The sequence below is a fragment of the Variovorax sp. 10N412 genome, from assembly GCF_056394985.1.
Genome location: NZ_JBFTIO010000002.1, coordinates 284620 through 302638 on the forward strand (window position 1 = coordinate 284620; position 18019 = coordinate 302638).

Sequence of the window (18019 nt, forward strand, 5' to 3'; positions counted from 1 at the left end):
GCTTCGAACGCTTACAGCGTCCGGGCGATTTCCTTGATTTCGAAGAATTCGAGCTGATCGCCTTCTTTGATGTCGTTGTAGTTCTTGAGCTTGATACCGCACTCAAAACCTTCGCGGACTTCGCGGACATCGTCCTTCATGCGCTTGATCGAGTCGACTTCGCCGGTGTAGATCACCACGTTGTCGCGCAGCAGGCGGAAATGCGCGCTGCGGTTGACCGAGCCCGAAGTGACGTACGAACCTGCGACCGTACCGATCTTCGAGGCCACGAACACCGTGCGGATCTCGGCCGAGCCGATGATCTCTTCGCGGCGCTCCGGTGCCAGCATGCCCGACATCGCAACCTTGATCTCGTCCACAGCGTCGTAAATGATGCTGTAGTAGTTCAGTTGCACGCCGTTGTTCTCGGCCAGCTTGCGCGCACCAGCATCGGCACGCACGTTGAAACCGATCACGACCGCCTTCGAAGCGATGGCCAGGTTGATGTCGCTTTCGCTGATACCACCCACGCCGGCGTACACGATCTGCACCTTGACTTCTTCGGTCGCCAGCTTGAGCAGCGATTGCGCCAGAGCTTCCTGCGAGCCCTGCACGTCGGCCTTGATGATGATGCGCAGCGTCTGCACTTCGCCCGCCGACAGGTCGGTGAACATGTTCTGCAGGTTCGCGGCCTGCAGCTTCGCCAACTTGGTGTTGCGGAACTTGCCGGCACGATAGGTGGCGATTTCGCGCGCACGGCGCTCGTCGCTCATCACCATGAATTCGTCGCCCGCTTGGGGCACTTCGGTCAGACCCTGGATTTCGACCGGGATCGACGGACCTGCCGACTTGGTCGACTTGCCGTCTTCGTCCAGCATGGCGCGCACGCGGCCATAGGTCGAGCCGGCCAGCACCACGTCGCCGGTCTTCAGCGTGCCGGACTGCACCAGCACGGTGGCGACCGGGCCGCGGCCCTTATCGAGCTGGGCTTCGATGACCAGGCCCTTGGCAGCGGCTTCCACCGGCGCCTTGAGTTCCAGCACTTCGGCCTGCAGCAGCACCTGCTCGAGCAGCTCGTCCACGCCCTGGCCCGTCTTGGCGGACACCGGCACGAACGGCACGTCGCCGCCGTACTCTTCAGGCACCACCTCTTCGGCCACCAGTTCCTGCTTCACGCGGTCCAGGTTGGCGTCGGGCTTGTCCACCTTGTTGATGGCAACCACGATCGGCACACCCGCAGCCTTGGCGTGCTTGATGGCTTCCTTGGTCTGGGGCATGACGCCGTCGTCGGCCGCCACCACCAGGATCACGATGTCGGTGGCCTGCGCACCGCGGGCACGCATGGCCGTGAAGGCCTCGTGACCCGGGGTGTCGAGGAACGACACCATGCCGCGTGCGGTTTCCACGTGGTACGCACCGATGTGCTGCGTGATGCCGCCGGCTTCGCCCGCAGCCACCTTGGCGCGGCGGATGTAGTCCAGCAGCGAGGTCTTGCCGTGGTCGACGTGGCCCATGACGGTCACGACCGGAGCGCGCGGCAGCGACTCGGCAGTTTGCGCCGACACGTCGTCGTCGGTGAAGGCTTCCGGGTCGTCCAGCGCGGCAACCACCGCGGTATGGCCCATTTCTTCCACCAGGATCATCGCGGTGTCCTGGTCGAGCGACTGGTTGATGGTCGCCATCTGGCCGAGCTTCATCAGTTGCTTGATGACCTCTTGCGCCTTGACGGCCATCTTGTGCGCGAGCTCGGCCACCGTGATGGTTTCGGGCACGTGCACTTCGAGAATGCGCGCCTCGACCGGTGCGGCCGGTGCGTGCTGCTCGTCGTGACCGCCGCGGTCGTTGCCACGGCGACCACGCGGGCCTCCGCGCCAGTTGCCGCGACTGACACCGCCGCTGGCATCGCCGCGGGTCTTGATTTCCTTCTTCTTGGCAGGGTCGCCTGCCCAGCTCGAGGAGAGCTTGGCGGACTTGACTTCCTTGCCGGCACCCGCGGCGCCAGGCGCTGCAGCAGCACCCGGAGCGGCCGGCGCGCCGGGACGCGGTGCGGGCGTGGCCGGCTTGTGCAGCGTGCCCTTGACCGCGGCCTTTTCGGGCTGCGGCTTCTCGGGCGCCTTGTGCGGCACCAGCACGCGGGCCGGTGCATTCATCATGGCGCGGATGGCCTCGGCTTCGGCGAGGGCCTTGCGGCGACGCTCGTCGAGGTCCTTGGCGCGGGCGGCTTCCTCGTCGGCACGGGCCTTCGATTCGGCGGCGGCCTTGGCCTTCGCGTCTTCCTTGGCTTGCGTCGCAGCATTCTGCGCGGCGAGCTTGGTGTCGGCGGCCTGCTGTTCGGCAGCGGCGGCAGCGGCAATCACCGCCGGAGCGGCTGCGTGCCTTGCATGCGCATCCTTGCTGGCGGCGTTGACGGCGGCGGTTTCCGCGAACGCAGCGGCCTTTTTCGCAGCAGCGACGCGCACGGCTTCCTGCTGTGCCTGCTCAGCCTGTTCGGCACGCTCGACCTTCTCGGCCTGTTCGCGTTCGCGGGCTTCGGCTTCTTCACGCAGACGACGCTTCTCGGCCAGTTCTTCTTCCTGGCGGCGGATCAGCTCGGCCTGGCGGCGCGCCTCTTCCTCGCGGCGGGCCAGCTCGGCCTCGTCAACGCGCGGGGCTTCGGGGACCTCGACCGGCGCTTCTTCCGCATGCTGTGCCGATTCAGGCGTGGCCGGATGACCGTCCTCGCGCTGGATGAAGGTGCGCTTCTTGCGGACCTCGACCTGGATCGTGCGGGCGCGGCCGGTGGCGTCGGCCTGCTTGATCTCGCTGGTCGACTTCTTGGTCAGCGTGATCTTCTTGCGCTCGGGCTCGACGGTGCCGTGGCTGGCCTTGAGGTGGCCGAGCAGGCGCTGCTTGTCAGCCTCGGTAAGGGCGTCGGTGGCGGCCGCTTTGGGCACACCTGCACTCTTGAGCTGGTCAAGCAAGGTTTCGGGAGTCTTCTTGAGCTCGTTCGCGAACTCGGCGACAGTGGTACTGGACATATTGGTTTCGTGCCTTCATGACCGTCACTCTTGGCCAGCGAACCAATGTTCGCGGGCTTTCAAGATGAGAGTTTTGGCGTCATCGGCGCTGTGGCCGGTGATCTCGGTGAGTTCATCGACCGCGAGGTCGGCAAGATCGTCACGGGTGTTCACACCCGCTTCGGTCAGCTTGGGAATCAGCTCGGGGTCGAGGCCCTCGAGGTCGTGCAGGTCTTGCGATACCTGCGGCTGGACCTCGACACCCTCTTCCTTGGCGATTTCCATGGTCAACAGCGCATCCTTGGCGCGCGTGCGCAACTCATTGATGGTGTCTTCGTCGAAGGCTTCGATCTCCAGCATTTCGGAAATCGGCACATAGGCCACTTCCTCGAGGCTGTTGAAGCCTTCGGCGATCAGGATGTCGGCGATTTCCTCGTCGACATCGAGCTTTTCCATGAACAGCTTGCGGCTGGCATCGGTTTCGACGGCCTGCTTCTGCGCAGACTCGTTGGCGTCCATGATGTTGATCTTCCAACCCGTGAGGTCGGAAGCCAGGCGCACATTCTGGCCGCCGCGGCCGATGGCGATGGCGAGGTTTTCCTCGTCGACCACCACGTCCATGGCGTGCTTTTCCTCGTCGACCACGATGGACGACACGTTGGCCGGGGCCAAGGCGCCGATCACGAACTGGGCCGGATCTTCGCTCCACAGCACGATGTCCACGCGCTCGCCGGCGAGCTCGTTGGTCACGGCGTTGACGCGGGTGCCACGCACGCCGACACAGGTGCCGATCGGATCGACGCGCTTGTCGTGCGAGAGCACGGCGATCTTGGCGCGCGAACCCGGGTCACGGGCGCAGCTCTTGATTTCGAGCAGGCCCTGCTCGATTTCGGGCACTTCCTGGCGGAAGAGCTCGATCATGAACTCGGGTGCCGAGCGCGACAGGATGATCGGCGCGCCGCGCAGCGTCAGGTCGACCTCCATGATCATGGCCCGCACGCGGTCGCCATTGCGCAGGTTTTCCTTGGCGATCATCTCGCTGCGGCGCAGGCGGCCTTCGACGCGGCCGGCCTCGACGATGATGTCGCCCTTGTCCAGGCGCTTGACGGTGCCCACGAAGATCTTGTCGCCGCGCGACATGAAGTCGTTGAGCAGCATCTCGCGCTCCGCGTCGCGGATCTTCTGCAGGATGACCTGCTTGGCGGCCATGGCGCCGATGCGGCCGATTGGCACCGAGTCCACCGCTTCTTCGATGTACTCGCCGACTTCGATGTCCGACATTTCTTCCTTGGCCTCGAACAGGAGGATTTCCTGGTCGGGCAGCTGCAGGCCGGCTTCATCGGGAACGACGTGCCAGCGGCGGAAGGTTTCGTAGTCGCCGCTGTCGCGATCGACCGACACGCGGATGTCCACATCGCCCTGATGGAGCTTCTTGGTGGCTTGCGCCAGTGCGGATTCGACCGCGCCGAAGACCACGTCGCGTTCGACGTTCTTCTCCCGCGAGATCGCATCCACCAACATCAACATTTCGCGATTCATGCCACCACTCCTCTGGTCAGTCCGGAACCTGCGTTCCGTCGTCAATATCCGAAAAACCCGGTTGGGTTTTGGCCTTGCGGCCCTTGAAATCCACAATGGGCGCCAGCCGCGCATCGCGCAGCTCGTCCAAAACGAAGCCCAGCGCATGCAACGGTGCAGGCGCGCGCTTCTTGCTCACTTTTTGTCCAGGCTTGGCCTCGGGCGCATCGCTCCAGACGATCTGCCAGCCCTGAGCGCCATCCGCCTGCTCGACACGCTCCAGCGTCCCGCGAAACTTCTTGCGGTTGGCGGACACCTGACCCGCCGCCGCCGCACCCATGGGCGCCTTGAGCGTGATGTCGATCACCGCACCCACGAAACGCCCGAAATCCTGCTCGTTGCGCAGCGGACGGTCGATACCGGGCGAGGACACCTCGAGCCGCTTGTAATCGACACCATCCACCTCAAGCGCGAACTGCAACTGCCGCGTTACCTTCTCGCAGTCTTCCACCGTCACGAAGGGCTCGGGCACACCGGCCGCGACAGCTTCCGATGTGGGGGCCGTCCACGGCAAATCAATCGTCACGCGCAGCGTTCCCCCGGCCGAGCGTTCGATCTCGACCAGGTCATAGCCGAGACCGGCCACGGCTTGTTCCACTATTTGCTGCAATGCCACGTGTTCGAAAGTGCCTTTTAAATACGGTAACTGTGCAATCCGCCCGCCACGGATGCCAGATCGCTGGAATGTTCAGAATGCACAGACCAAAAAAAACGGGCGGTTGGTACCCGCCCGTTTGGTCGTGAGCCTCGAATTATATGCTATTCGTGCAATAAATGAAGGGGCATAGGCACTCAAACGCCCACTGGACGGCGAGATTTGAGCCAAACCCATGCAAATAAAACAGCGCCGAGCGCCAATGCCGCCGCCGCGACCAGCAGCGGCAGCTGAAACGACCCCGTCCGCTGGGCCAGCGGCGCCGCAAACAGCGGCCCGACGATCTGCCCCACCCCATAGGAGGCCGTTGCATAGCCGATCAGGCCGGCGGCCGCGTTGCCGCGCAATCTGCGCGCATCCCGCATCGCAAAAAGAGTGATGGCGGTGAACGGCATCCCCAGCAGCAGGCTGCCGAGCGCGAACCCGCCGATCGTCGGCCACGCCACCGACAACACCACACCCAGCGCCTGCAGCGAATAGGCCATGGCCAGCAACAGCCGGTTGTCCCAATGCGTAGGCGCCCTCGCGCCGATCAAGGCCCCGGGAATGATGGCCAGCCCGAACAAGGGCCAGAAGAAATCGGGCCAGGACGAACCGGGCAGCGCCTGCCGGGCGATCACGGGCAGGAAGGTCGCAGTGATGATGTAGCCGAAGCCCGCCAGCCCGTACAGCGCCACCAGCCAGATCGCATCGCTGCGATCGGCCGCCGAGCGGCTGGCGCGCCCCTTCGCGGCGGGGGCAACGGCCGTCCTGCCCCCGACCGGCGCCCGCTCGCCGTCGTCGAACACCCGCCAGATCACCGCGATCAAAACGACCGCCAGCATGCCCAGGCCGATCCAGCCCGCCTCGGAGCCCCATCGCCCGAGCGCCCCACCGAGCAAGCCGGTCATCGCAATGCCGATTCCCGGACCGGTGTAGATCACCCCCGCCAGCATCGGCGAGTTGGTTTCCGCCAGCCTGCGCAGCCCCCAACCGGAGGCGAACACGAAGACCCAGGCGCTCATCACGCCGGCGGCGGCGCGCAGGATGCCCCAGCTCGTGAAACTGTGCAGCAGCCCCATGCCGACCAGCAATGCCGCCGTGGCCAGCAGCCCGCCGCGCACCATGCTCGAGGCCTTGATGCCGATGGCCGCGCAGCTGACCGCACCCAGAAAGTAGCCCAGGTAGTTGAGCGATGCCAGCACCCCGCCGGTGGCGAGCTCCAGCTTTCCCTCGTGCAGCATGATGGGCAGCATGGGCGTGAAGGCAAAGCGCCCCAGGCCCATGGCCACCGACAGGGTGACCATGCAGGCCAGCGCCGCGCGCCACGCCCCGCGCCGGTCGCGTCCGATTTCCGACATTGCTTGCAGACTCCGTTTATTCCAGCAGCGCGGCGGCCACCAGCTTTTGTGTGTAGGGGTGCTCGGGCGCGTCGAGCACGCGCTCGACCGCTCCGCTTTCGAGGATGGCTCCGTCCTTCATCACGATGACCTGGTGCGCCATGGCACGGATCACCTCCACGTCGTGCGTGATCAGCAGGTAGCTCAACCCGCGCTCGCGCTGCAGGCGCTGCAGCAGGCCGAGCACCTGCTTCTGGATCGTCACGTCGAGCGCACTGGTGGGCTCGTCGAGCACCAGCAGCTGCGGATCGACGATCAGCGCACGCGCAATCGCCAGCCGCTGGCGCTGCCCCCCGGAAAACTCATGCGGGTAGCGCTCGAGCAGCGAGGGAAACTGGGCCTCGGTCAGCCCGACGTCGGCGAGTGCGGCGAGCGAACGCGCCCGCCGCGCCTCGGCATCGAGCCTGGGCGCGTGCACGCGCAGCCCCTCCCCCACGATCTGCTCGACCGTCATGCGCGGCGAGAGCGAGGAGAACGGATCCTGGAACACCACCTGCATCACCCGGCGCAGGCCCAGGTCGGACGCGCGATCGACCGCCCAGTCTTTTCCGGTGACCTTCAACTCGCCCTGATGGCGCAGCAGCCCCAGCGCCGCCAGCGCGAGCGTCGACTTGCCCGAACCCGATTCGCCGACCACGCCGAGCGTCTCGCCGGGCGCAATGCGGAAATCTGCGCCCTGCACCGCCACGAACTCGCCCTTGCGGAACCAGCCGCCGATGCCGGGCCGGGGCACCGGGTAGATCACGCGCAAGGCCTTCGCCTCGAGCACCGGCGCGGCGCCGCTCGACGGCACCGCCGCCACATGGCGCTCCGGGTGGCTGTCGATCAGCTTGCGGGTATAGGGATGCTGCGGCGCCTCGAACACCGGCGCAACCGCCCCGTGCTCGACGATGTGGCCGTTCTCCATCACCGCCACGCGGTCGGCGAAGCGGCGCACCAGATTCAGGTCGTGCGTGATCAGCAGCACCGCCATGCCGTGCTTGCGCTGCAACTCGGCCAGCAGGTCGAGGATCTGCGCGCGCACGGTGACGTCCAGCGCCGTGGTCGGCTCGTCGGCCAGCAGCAGCCGCGGCTTGCAGGCCAGGGCCATGGCGATCATGGCGCGCTGGCGCTGGCCGCCCGACAGCTGATGCGGAAACGCCTGCGCGCGCCGCGCGGGCTCCGGAATGCCCGTGTCGGCCAGCAGCTGCACGGCGGCCGCCTGCGCGGCGCGGGCCGACAGCCCTTCGTGCAACTCGAGCACCTCGGCGATCTGGTCGCCCACGCTGTAGAGCGCATTCAGCGCGGTCATCGGCTCCTGGAAGATCATCGCGATCTCCTTGCCGCGGATGCCACGCAGCTGGCGCTCCGGAATCGATAGCAGGTCACGCACGTCCGACGGGCGCTCCCCGCCGAAAAGCCTTGCAACGCCGGTGACGTCGGCGTTCTGCGCCAGCCGCAGCAGCGACAGCGCCGTGACCGTCTTGCCCGAGCCCGACTCGCCGACCAGCGCGAGCTTCTCGCCGGCAGCGATCTGGAAGTCGATGCCGTGCACCACCTCCTTGCCGCCGAAGGCGACGCGCAGGCCCTTCACGTCGATCAGCGGGGGATGCGTTGAATCGGCGTTCATCACTTGTCGGCCTTCCGGGGATCGAGCGCGTCGCGCAGCGCGTCGCCCATGAAGGTCAGCAGCATCAGCGTGACCACCAGCACGCCGAAGGTGGAAAGGGAAATCCACCAGGCGTCGATGTTGGCCTTGCCCTGGCTCAGCAGTTCGCCGAGCGACGGCGTGCCCGGCGGCACGCCCAGGCCCAGGAAGTCGAGCGAAGTCAGGGCAAGGATGGCGGCGCTCATACGGAACGGCAGGAAGGTGACGACCGGCACCATGCTGTTGGGCAGGATGTGGCGCCACATGATCTGCAGGTTGCTCACGCCCAGCGCGCGGGCGGCGCGCACGTAGTCCATCTGGCGGTTGCGCAGGAACTCGGCCCGCACATAGTCGGCCAGGCCCATCCAGCCGAACAGGCTCAGCAGGATGAGCAGCAGCGCCACGCTGGGCGCGAAGATCGCGCTGAAGATGATCAGCAGGTAGAGCTCGGGCATGGAGCTCCAGATTTCGATGAAGCGTTGGAACAGCAGATCGGTCTTGCCACCAAAAAAGCCCTGCACCGCGCCACTGACGATGCCCAGCACCACCCCGATCACAGTGAGCGCAAGTGCAAACAGCACGCTCACGCGGAAGCCGTAGATCAACTGCGCGAGCAGGTCGCGGCCACGGTCGTCGGAGCCAAGAAAGTTTTCGCCCGACGGCGCGGCCGGATTGGGTTGGGACGCGAAGTAGTTGAGAGTGCGCGGACCGTAAGGGTTCGGCGCATACACCGCCCAGTTGGCGCCAGCGGTGATGCGCTCCTTGATGAAAGGATCCAAGTAGTCGGCCGTGGTCTCGAAGTCGCCGCCGAAGGTTTTTTCCGAATAGTCGCGCAGCACGGGAAAGTAGATCTGTCCTTCGTAGCGCACGACGAGTGGCTTGTCGGTGGAAATCACTTCCGCGAAGAGACTCAAGACCACGAGCGTCGAGAAAACGACGAGGCTCCAGAACCCCAGAGGGTTGCGGCGAAAGCGACGCCAGGCGCGAACGCGCGGGCTGACCGACTTGACAGGTGCGCTAGTCAAACTTGACCCTCGGATCTACCCAGACATAACAAAGATCGGAAATCAGCTTGGTCACCAATCCGATCAGCGTGAACAGGTACAGCGTGCCCAGCACCACCGGATAGTCGCGCCGGATCACGCTCTCGTAGCTCAGGAGGCCCAGGCCATCGAGCGTGAAGAGCGTCTCTATCAGCAGCGCGCCAGTGAAGAAGGCGCCGATGAACGCCGCCGGAAAGCCCGTGATGATGGGAATCAGCGCGTTGCGAAACACATGCTTCCAGAGCACCTGCCGCTCGGTGAGCCCCTTGGCCCTGGCCGTCAGCACGTACTGCTTGCGGATTTCTTCGAGGAAGGAGTTCTTGGTCAGCATCGCGGTGACGGCGAAGCTGCCGAGCACCATCGCCGAGACCGGCAATGCGATGTGCCACAGGTAATCGACGATGCGGGCGCCCCAGCTCAAGGTTTCCCAGTTCGGCGAGGTCAGCCCACGAAGCGGAAACCATTGCAGCTTGCCACCAAAAATTACCAAGAGCGCGACGCCGAGGACGAAGCCGGGGATGGCATAGCCAATGAGCACGATGAGCGTGGTGACGAAGTCGAAGCGTGACCCGGCCCGCACCGCCTTGGCGACACCCAGCGGAACGGCAATGAGGTAGCTGATGAAGAAGGTCCACAGCCCGAGGCTGATGGAGACCGGGAGCTTCTCCTTCACCAATTCCCATACCGCCTTGCGTTGATAGAAGCTCGTACCCAAGTCCAGCTGCGCGAACGACTTGAGCATCGTCCAGAACCGCTCGTACGCCGGCTTGTCGAAGCCGTAGAGCACCTTGATTTCCTCGATGCGCTGCGGGTCAAGCCCCTGGCGCCCGCGGTATCCGGCACCGCTGGCAGCGGCGCCCTCCCCGCCCGAGTCCCTGCCCTGCAGCTGGGAAACCAACTGCTCCACCGGACCGCCAGGCACGAACTGGATGACCGCGAATGTGACGATCAACACGCCGAGCAGCGTGGGGATCATCAGGAGCAGGCGCTTGAGGATGTAGGTCGCCATGGATGTGTGCCTGACTCTATTTGTTGGAAGGCGAAGCCCACCAGGTCGACAGCGCCCAGTCGTCGGCCTGGTAGTAAGGCGGAATCGTCGGCGGCAACACGAAGCGACCTGGTCTGTACCCGATCAGGAAGGAGTTGCTGTAGTACTGAGGAATCGAGTAGTAGCCGTTCGACAACACACGATCCAGCGAACGCATGGCGGTGGCGAGTTCCACTCGCGTGGTGGCCGTCGCAACCTTGCCCAGAATGGCGTCAACAGCAGGGTCTGCCACGCCCCACGAATTCGCAGAGCCCACCGTGTCCGCGGCCTTCATGCCAAAGAGCTCGAAGAGTTCGCCACCTGGTGCGGTGCTCCCCGGCAAGCGCCTCGATGTCATCTCGAAGTCGAAGTTGTCCATGCGTTGCTGCGCCAGCGAGAAGTCGACCGTCCGGAAAGTCATTTCGATTCCTAGCTTGCGCAGTGCGGTCTGAAACGGCGTCGCCACGCGGATCAGCGAAGGCTGGTCGTTGAGAAATTCGATGGTGAATGCCTCGCCCTTCGCGTTGCGCAGTGCGCCGTCCTTGTAGTTCCAGCCGACCTCGGCAAGCAACGCACGGGCTTTGCGCAGGTTCTCGCGCAGGCTGTTCGGCGGCACGGTGCTTGACGGGACCGGGGCCGGGCCGAAGACCTCCGGCCGGAGTTTGGCTCGCAACGGCTCCAGAAGCGCCAACTCGTCGGGCTTGGGCAGGCCTTCAGCGTGGAACTCACTGTTTGGGAAGTAGCCCTGCACGCGCGTGTAGATGCCGTAGAAAAGCTGGCGGTTGAGCCATTCAAAATCCACCGCCAGCCCGATGGCCTGCCGCACACGAACGTCCTTGAACTTCTCCTTGCGCGCATTGAACACGTAGCCTTGAAAGTCCCCGGGATTGCTGTTCTTGAACTCGCGCTTCAAAATTTCGCCGCTGTCGAACTGCTTGCCCTTGTACTGGCGCGCCCAGTTGCGCGACGTGAACTCGCGCATGAAATCGAACTCGCCAGCCTTCAGCCCCTCGAAACGGGAAGTTTCGTCAAGGTAGACCTTGTACGTGACACGGTCGAAGTTGAACTGCCCCTTGCGCGCAGCAAGGTCGACGCCCCAATAATCTGCGCGACGCACGTAGCTGATGTCGCGGCCCAGGCGGTCACTGACCGGTCGGTAAGGGCCCGAGGCGACCGGCACCTCTGTCGTGATCTGGTCGAATGGCTTGCCCGCACCCCATTTGCGGCTGAACACGGCCATGCCGCCAACCACCAGGGGCAACTCGCGGTTCGGGTTGGCGAAGTCGAAGCGAACGGTGCGCTCGCTCAATGCACTCGCGCCCTTCACTTCGGCGTAGATGGTGCGGTATGCCGGCGACGCGAGCTTGCCCGTCAACGTCTTGAACGAGTACACGACGTCCGCCGCAAGCACCGGCGATCCATCGTTGAAGCGCGCCTTCGGATTGATACGGAAGGTGGCGGACAGTCGGTCGGGCGCGACCTCCACGTCTTCGGCCAACAGGCCATAGCCAGTGGTCGGCTCCTCCATGTTGCCGATGAGCAAGCTCTCGAACATCAGCGGGCCGACGCCCGACGGCGCGGTGCCCTTGAGCGTGAACGGATTGAACTTGTCGAAGTTGGTCGGGCGAGTCGGGGGCACCATGCGGATCTCGCCACCCTTTGGGGCGTTCGGATTGACGTAGTCGAAGTGCGTGAACCCCACGGGGTACTTGATGTCGCCGAACTGCGCGTAGGCATGGGCGGCCCACGAAGGGGCCGCCGAGAACGCCAACACCATCCAGAGCAGCCAACCTCGCATGCGAGAATTCTGCCCAAGATTTTCACAAGGCAACTTCATGGGCTTTCTTTCCGGCAAAAAACTGTTGATCACCGGTGTGTTGAGCAATCGCTCCATTGCGTATGGCATTGCCAAGGCCTGTCACGAACAGGGCGCGGAGCTCGCCTTCAGCTATGTCGGCGAGCGATTCAAGGACCGTATCACCGAATATGCCGCAGACTTCGGCTCGAAGCTGATTTTCGACTGCGACGTGGGCGACGACGCGCAGATCGACAAGCTCTTCGCCGACCTGGCGCAAACCTGGCCCACGTTCGACGGCTTCGTGCACAGCATCGGCTTCGCGACCCGCGAGTCCATCGCCGGCGACTTCCTCGACGGGCTCTCGCGCGAAGGCTTCAAGATCGCGCACGACATCAGCGCCTACAGCTTCCCGGCGATGGCCAAGGCGGCCCTGCCCTACCTCAACGACAAGTCGGCCCTGCTCACGCTGACCTACCTGGGCGCCGAACGCGCGCTGCCCAACTACAACACCATGGGCCTGGCCAAGGCCTCGCTCGAAGCCTCTGTGCGCTACACCGCCGCCTCGCTCGGACCCCGGGGCATGCGCGTGAACGGCATCAGCGCCGGCCCGATCAAGACGCTCGCCGCCAGCGGCATCAAGGGCTTCGGCAAGATGCTCGCGGCCGTGGCCGACGCCTCGCCGATCCGCCGCAACGTGACCATCGAAGAAGTGGGCAACGTGGCCGCTTTCCTGCTGAGTGACCTGGCCAGCGGCGTGACGGCAGAGATCACCTACGTCGACGGCGGCTTCAGCAACGTCGTGGGTGGAATGGCCGAGTAAGTCGGATAAAAAATCGCTGATACCGCCGCCAGACGGTCATATGCAGCTATCTATTCAATAGCACCGTGCTGAGCCGACGCTCCCTCCTCCTTGCCGCTTTCGGCGTGCTTACAGCCCCCGCCGTGTTCGCGCGCGACGCGGCGCCGTCGCTGATGCTGGCCGACGTCTACCGCCCCGGGATGTCGCTGTCCGACTACTGGGTCAGCGAGAAGTACGACGGCGTGCGCGGCTACTGGGACGGCAAGCAGTTGTGGACGCGCGGCGGGGAACGCGTCGTGGCACCCGCATGGTTCACGGCCCCGTTGCCGAAGCAGCCGCTCGACGGCGAACTGTGGGCGGGCCGGGGCCGATTCCCGCATGCGGTCTCGACAGTGCGCAGCCAGACACCCAACGACGTCGCCTGGCACGAGATGCGCTTCATGGTGTTCGACCTGCCCGCCCAGGCCGGCGACTTCACCACTCGGTTGGCCGCCCTGCGCAAGCTGCTCCCCGTCACCGACGCGCCGTGGTTGGTGCCCGTGCCGCAAGAGCGCGCGACCACGCATGAAGCGCTGCAGGCGCTGCTCGACAAGACGGTGAAGATGGGCGGTGAAGGCCTGATGCTCCACCGCGGCAATTCGAGCTATCGCGGCGAGCGCAACAACGACCTGCTGAAGGTCAAGCCCTACGACGACGCCGAGGCGCGCGTCGTCGAGCATGTGACCGGCAAGGGCAAGCACGCGAGCCGGCTCGGCGCGCTGGTGGTCGAGACCGCCGACGGCAAGCGCTTCAAGCTCGGCACCGGCCTGACCGACGCCGAGCGGGACAACCCGCCCGCCATCGGCAGCTGGGTGACCTACCGCTACAACGGCACCACCGCCAAGGGGCTGCCGCGTTTCGCCCGCTTCATGCGGGTGCGGGAAGGCTAGGGCTAGGCACAGGCCACTCGATCGGGCCAGCGGCCCGACCCGCACGCCTGTTTACTTCACTGCCCTGACGCAGTCGGCGTAGTAGCGCTTCTTGCCTGTCTCGTCGACGCGCGCCACCAGGCCGTGGATGTCGGTCTCGAAGCCGGGGCACTGCGAGTTGAACTCGCGCGAGAAGCGCAGGTAGTCGACGATCTTCTTGTTGAACACTTCGCCCGGAATCAGCAGCGGAATGCCCGGGGGGTACGGTGTGATCAGGCTGGTGGTGATGCGGCCTTCAAGGTCGTCGATTTCCACGCGCTCGGTCTTCCTGTGCGCGATGTGGGCAAAGGCGTCGCTGGGCTTCATGGCCGGCGTCAGGTCGCTCAGGTACATCTCGGTCGTGAGGCGCGCCACGTCGAAGCGCGCATACAGCTTGTGGATGTGCTGGCACAGGTCGCGCAGGCCGAGCTTCTCGTAGCCCGGGTGCTGTTGGCAGAACTCCGGCAGGATGCGCCACATCGGCTGGTTGCGCGCGTAGTCGTCCTTGAACTGCTGCAGCGCCGTGAGCAGCGTGTTCCAGCGGCCCTTGGTGATGCCGATGGTGAACATGATGAAGAAGCTGTACAGCCCGGTCTTCTCCACGATCACGCCGTGCTCCGCGAGGAACTTGGTCACCACGCTGGCGGGAATTCCGCTCTCCGCGAAGTTGCCTTCGAGGTCCAGGCCGGGCGTGACGATGGTCGACTTGATCGGGTCGAGCATGTTGAAGCCGTCGGCCAGGTCGCCGAAGCCGTGCCAGTTGCGCGGCGACTTCTTGGTCTTGCGCTTGGTGGACTCCTTCTCGCCCGTCATGATCCAGTCGTCGGCGCGGCCAATGCCTTCTTCGACCAGCTTCTCGGGGCCCCAGACCTTGAACCACCACTCTTCCTTGCCGAACTCTTCCTCGACCTTGCGCATGGCGCGGCGGAAGTCGAGGGCTTCAAGAATGCTCTCTTCCACCAGCGCCGTGCCGCCGGGCGGCTCCATCATGGCCGCGGCCACGTCGCAGCTCGCGATGATCGCGTACTGCGGGCTGGTCGACGAGTGCATCAGGTAGGCCTCGTTGAACAGGTCGCGGTCGAGCGCGCGGTTCTGCGAGTCCTGCACCAGCACGTGGCTGGCCTGGCTGATGCCGGCCAGCAGCTTGTGCGTGGACTGCGTGGCGAACACCAACGAATCCTTCGGCCGCACGCGGCGCTTGCCCATCGCGTGGTACGCGCCGTAGAACGGGTGGAAGGCCGCGTGCGGCAGCCACGCTTCGTCGAAGTGCAGTGTGTCGACGTAGCCGTCGAGCATGTTCTTGATGGTCTCGGTGTTGTAGATCACGCCGTCGTAGGTCGACTGGGTGAGCGTCATCACGCGCGGCTTGACGGTCTCGGAGTCCACGTGGGCCAGCAGCGGGTTGGCCTTGATCTTGGCCTTGATGGCGCTCTGCTCGAACTCGCTCTGGGGAATCGGGCCGATGATGCCGAAGTGATTGCGCGTGGGCTTCATGAACACCGGAATCGCGCCGGTCATGATGATCGCGTGCAGGATCGACTTGTGGCAATTGCGGTCCACCACCACCACGTCGTCGGGCGCCACCGTGTGGTGCCACACCATCTTGTTGCTGGTGCTGGTGCCGTTGGTCACGAAGAAGCAATGGTCGGCATTGAAGATCCGCGCCGCATTGCGCTCGCTGGCCGCCACCGGGCCGGTGTGGTCGAGCAGCTGGCCCAGTTCTTCCACCGCGTTGCACACGTCGGCACGCAGCATGTTCTCGCCGAAGAACTGGTGGAACATCCGGCCCACAGGGCTCTTGAGGAACGCCACGCCGCCCGAATGGCCCGGGCAGTGCCACGAGTACGAGCCGTCTTCCGCGTAGTCGATGAGCGCCTTGAAGAACGGCGGCTGCACGCCTTCCAGGTAGCTCTTGGCCTCGCGGATGATGTGGCGCGCCACGAATTCGGGGGTGTCCTCGAACATGTGGATGAAACCGTGCAGCTCGCGCAGGATGTCGTTCGGAATGTGGCGCGCGGTCTTGGTTTCGCCGTAGATGTAGATCGGCACGTCCGCGTTCTTGCGCCGCACCTCGCCGATGAAGGTGCGCAGGTTCAGCACGGCCGGGTCGAGGTCGGGGCCGACGGTGAACTCTTCGTCGTCGATCGACAGGATGAAGGCGCTGGCGCGGCTTTGCTGCTGCGCGAACTGGCTCAGGTCGCCGTAGCTCGTGACGCCCAGCACCTCGAAGCCCTCGCTTTCGAAGGCCTGCGCGAGCGCGCGAATGCCGAGGCCCGAAGTGTTTTCGGAGCGGAAGTCCTCGTCGATGATGACGATGGGAAAGCGAAATTTCATGAGCGGGGCTCCGGACAGGCGGGGAGACAGACAGGCAAAGACGAGGCGCGAAGTGTACGGAATTCGGATGACGGATTCGGTCAGCTTCCTGCAAGACATTCGGGCCCGGCGGGCAAGGCCGTCTGCCCCCGCGCCAGTACCCCTACGCACGGCAAGCGCTTGGGGTTCATGCCGCAGAATGTCGCGCATCGAACAAGCAAAAGAGGAGTCGACATGGCGAATTCCACCGTCTGGTGGCTGATTGCGGGGGTGGCCATCGTGGCCGAGTTGCTCTCGGGCACGGTCTACCTGCTGCTGCTCGCCGCAGGCTTCGCCGCCGCCGCGATCTCGGCGCACCTGGGCTTCGGCACCGTCACGCAACTCATCGTGGCGTCGGTGATCGGCGTGGGCGCCGTGCTGGCCTGGTATTCGATCCAGCGCAGGCGCCCTGCCGCAGCGCGGACCGGCACCAACCGCGACGTGAACCTCGACATCGGCGAGAGCGTGCACGTCGATGCCTGGAATGCCGACGGCACCGCCACCGTTCGCTACCGCGGCGCGCAATGGACGGTGATTCAGCGCGCAGGCAGCACCCCGTCCACCGGAGAGCACCGCGTGGTCGAAGTGATCGGCAGCCGCCTCGTCGTCGCCAAGGTTTAGTCAGTCCATAGAACTCAGAAAAGGAAGCGCACCATGGAATTTTCGGTCCCTCTCATCATCCTGGTCATCGCGATCATCTTCATCAGCCAGTCGGTCAAGTTCGTGCCGCAGCAGAACGCCTGGGTGCGCGAACGGCTGGGCAAGTACCACAGCACGATGACGCCCGGCCCCAATTTCCTGATCCCGTTCATCGACCGGGTGGCCTACAAGCACAGCCTGAAGGAAATTCCGCTCGACGTGCCCAGCCAGATCTGCATCACGCGCGACAACACGCAGCTGCAGGTGGACGGCATCCTGTACTTCCAGGTGACCGACCCGATGCGCGCGAGCTACGGCTCGTCGAACTACATCGTGGCGGTGACGCAACTTGCGCAAACCTCGCTGCGCAGCGTGATCGGCAAGCTGGAGCTGGACAAGACCTTCGAAGAACGCGATGTCATCAACGCACAGGTGGTGGCCGCCATCGACGAAGCGGCTCTCAACTGGGGCGTGAAGGTGCTGCGCTACGAAATCAAGGACCTGACGCCGCCGAAGGAAATCCTGCTGGCCATGCAGGCGCAGATCACGGCCGAGCGCGGCAAGCGCGCGCTGATCGCGGCCTCGGAAGGCCGCCGCCAGGAGCAGATCAATATCGCCACCGGCGAGCGCGAAGCCTTCATTGCCCGTTCCGAGGGCGAGAAGCAGGCACAGATCAACAACGCGCAGGGTGAAGCAGCCGCCATCACCGCGGTGGCCACCGCCACCGCGGACGCCATCGAGCGCGTGGCTGCAGCCATCCGCCAGCCGGGCGGCGAACAGGCCGTGCAGCTCAAGGTGGCCGAACGCGCCGTCGATGCCTACGGCAAGGTGGCGGCGGATTCCAAGACCACGCTGATTGTGCCGAGCAACATGTCCGAGACCGCCGCGCTCATCGCATCGGCGATGCGGATGATCCAGACCGGCAAAAGCGCCGGCCCGACCTGAAATGGCTCGAAGCCACGCTATAATTTGAGGCTCAGGAGCGGTGGATGAGCGGTTTAAGTCGCACGCCTGGAAAGCGTGTGAGGGTTAATAGCCCTCCGCGGGTTCGAATCCCGCCTGCTCCGCCAGAGATTGATTGTTCGTAACCGTTCGCGAACATGCAGACAGCACAAGAAGCCCAAGTCGCCACAAGCACTTGGGCTTTTTTGTCATCTGTTCTGCTGTGCAATGCGTTGCTTGGCAACAACTGGGCATCGT

The 18019-nt window shown here is 64.8% G+C and carries 13 protein-coding genes and 1 tRNA gene; 5 read left to right on the plus strand and 9 right to left on the minus strand.

Features of this window, described 5'->3' with window-relative positions:
- Positions 1-11: 11 nt before the first annotated feature.
- The 8 genes from infB to AC1DJH_RS06875 all read right to left on the minus strand — a co-directional run bounded on the left by infB (position 12) and on the right by AC1DJH_RS06875 (position 12082).
- Positions 12-2996 (minus strand): translation initiation factor IF-2, encoded by a 2985-nt coding sequence (gene infB, locus AC1DJH_RS06840; RefSeq protein WP_472111719.1) that lies wholly within the window; start codon positions 2994-2996, stop codon positions 12-14.
- A 24-nt stretch (positions 2997-3020) separates the two neighbouring features.
- Positions 3021-4514: a transcription termination factor NusA gene (gene nusA, locus AC1DJH_RS06845; RefSeq protein WP_435438315.1), complete on the minus strand. Its 1494-nt coding sequence runs from the start codon at positions 4512-4514 to the stop codon at positions 3021-3023.
- Between the two features lie 16 nt (positions 4515-4530).
- Positions 4531-5169, minus strand: coding sequence for a ribosome maturation factor RimP (gene rimP / locus AC1DJH_RS06850; protein ID WP_478185194.1), 639 nt, complete (start codon positions 5167-5169; stop codon positions 4531-4533).
- Between the two features lie 176 nt (positions 5170-5345).
- Complete coding sequence (locus tag AC1DJH_RS06855; RefSeq protein WP_478185195.1) at positions 5346-6548, minus strand: YbfB/YjiJ family MFS transporter; 1203 nt, start codon at positions 6546-6548, stop codon at positions 5346-5348.
- A 16-nt stretch (positions 6549-6564) separates the two neighbouring features.
- Complete coding sequence (locus AC1DJH_RS06860) at positions 6565-8196, minus strand: ABC transporter ATP-binding protein (RefSeq protein ID WP_478185196.1); 1632 nt, start codon at positions 8194-8196, stop codon at positions 6565-6567.
- Positions 8196-9239, minus strand: coding sequence for an ABC transporter permease (locus AC1DJH_RS06865; protein WP_478185197.1), 1044 nt, complete (start codon positions 9237-9239; stop codon positions 8196-8198). The genes AC1DJH_RS06860 and AC1DJH_RS06865 overlap by 1 nt, the downstream gene beginning before the upstream one ends.
- Positions 9232-10266 (minus strand): microcin C ABC transporter permease YejB, encoded by a 1035-nt coding sequence (locus tag AC1DJH_RS06870; RefSeq protein ID WP_478185198.1) that lies wholly within the window; start codon positions 10264-10266, stop codon positions 9232-9234. Before AC1DJH_RS06870 ends, AC1DJH_RS06865 begins: the two co-directional genes overlap by 8 nt.
- A gap of 16 nt (positions 10267-10282) precedes the next feature.
- Positions 10283-12082, minus strand: coding sequence for an extracellular solute-binding protein (locus AC1DJH_RS06875; RefSeq protein ID WP_478185199.1), 1800 nt, complete (start codon positions 12080-12082; stop codon positions 10283-10285).
- A 37-nt stretch (positions 12083-12119) separates the two neighbouring features.
- Here AC1DJH_RS06875 and fabI point away from each other — a divergent pair, with 37 nt between their 5' ends.
- Entirely contained in the window at positions 12120-12902 is a 783-nt protein-coding gene (gene fabI, locus AC1DJH_RS06880; RefSeq protein WP_435483760.1) for an enoyl-ACP reductase FabI, read from the plus strand.
- A gap of 65 nt (positions 12903-12967) precedes the next feature.
- Entirely contained in the window at positions 12968-13810 is an 843-nt protein-coding gene (locus AC1DJH_RS06885; protein WP_478185200.1) for a DNA ligase, read from the plus strand.
- 51 nt (positions 13811-13861) lie between these two features.
- Here the strand turns inward: AC1DJH_RS06885 and AC1DJH_RS06890 are convergent, their stop codons facing one another.
- Positions 13862-16162: an Orn/Lys/Arg family decarboxylase gene (locus AC1DJH_RS06890; protein ID WP_435483762.1), complete on the minus strand. Its 2301-nt coding sequence runs from the start codon at positions 16160-16162 to the stop codon at positions 13862-13864.
- Positions 16163-16375: 213 nt separating this feature from the next.
- Between AC1DJH_RS06890 and AC1DJH_RS06895 the strand changes: the two genes are divergently transcribed.
- The 3 genes from AC1DJH_RS06895 (at position 16376) to AC1DJH_RS06905 (ending at position 17889) form a co-directional block, all read left to right on the plus strand.
- Positions 16376-16801: an NfeD family protein gene (locus AC1DJH_RS06895; protein ID WP_435483763.1), complete on the plus strand. Its 426-nt coding sequence runs from the start codon at positions 16376-16378 to the stop codon at positions 16799-16801.
- Between the two features lie 33 nt (positions 16802-16834).
- Positions 16835-17764: an SPFH domain-containing protein gene (locus tag AC1DJH_RS06900; RefSeq protein WP_435438304.1), complete on the plus strand. Its 930-nt coding sequence runs from the start codon at positions 16835-16837 to the stop codon at positions 17762-17764.
- A 34-nt stretch (positions 17765-17798) separates the two neighbouring features.
- Positions 17799-17889: transfer RNA gene (locus tag AC1DJH_RS06905), tRNA-Ser, on the plus strand.
- Positions 17890-18019 lie beyond the last annotated feature (130 nt).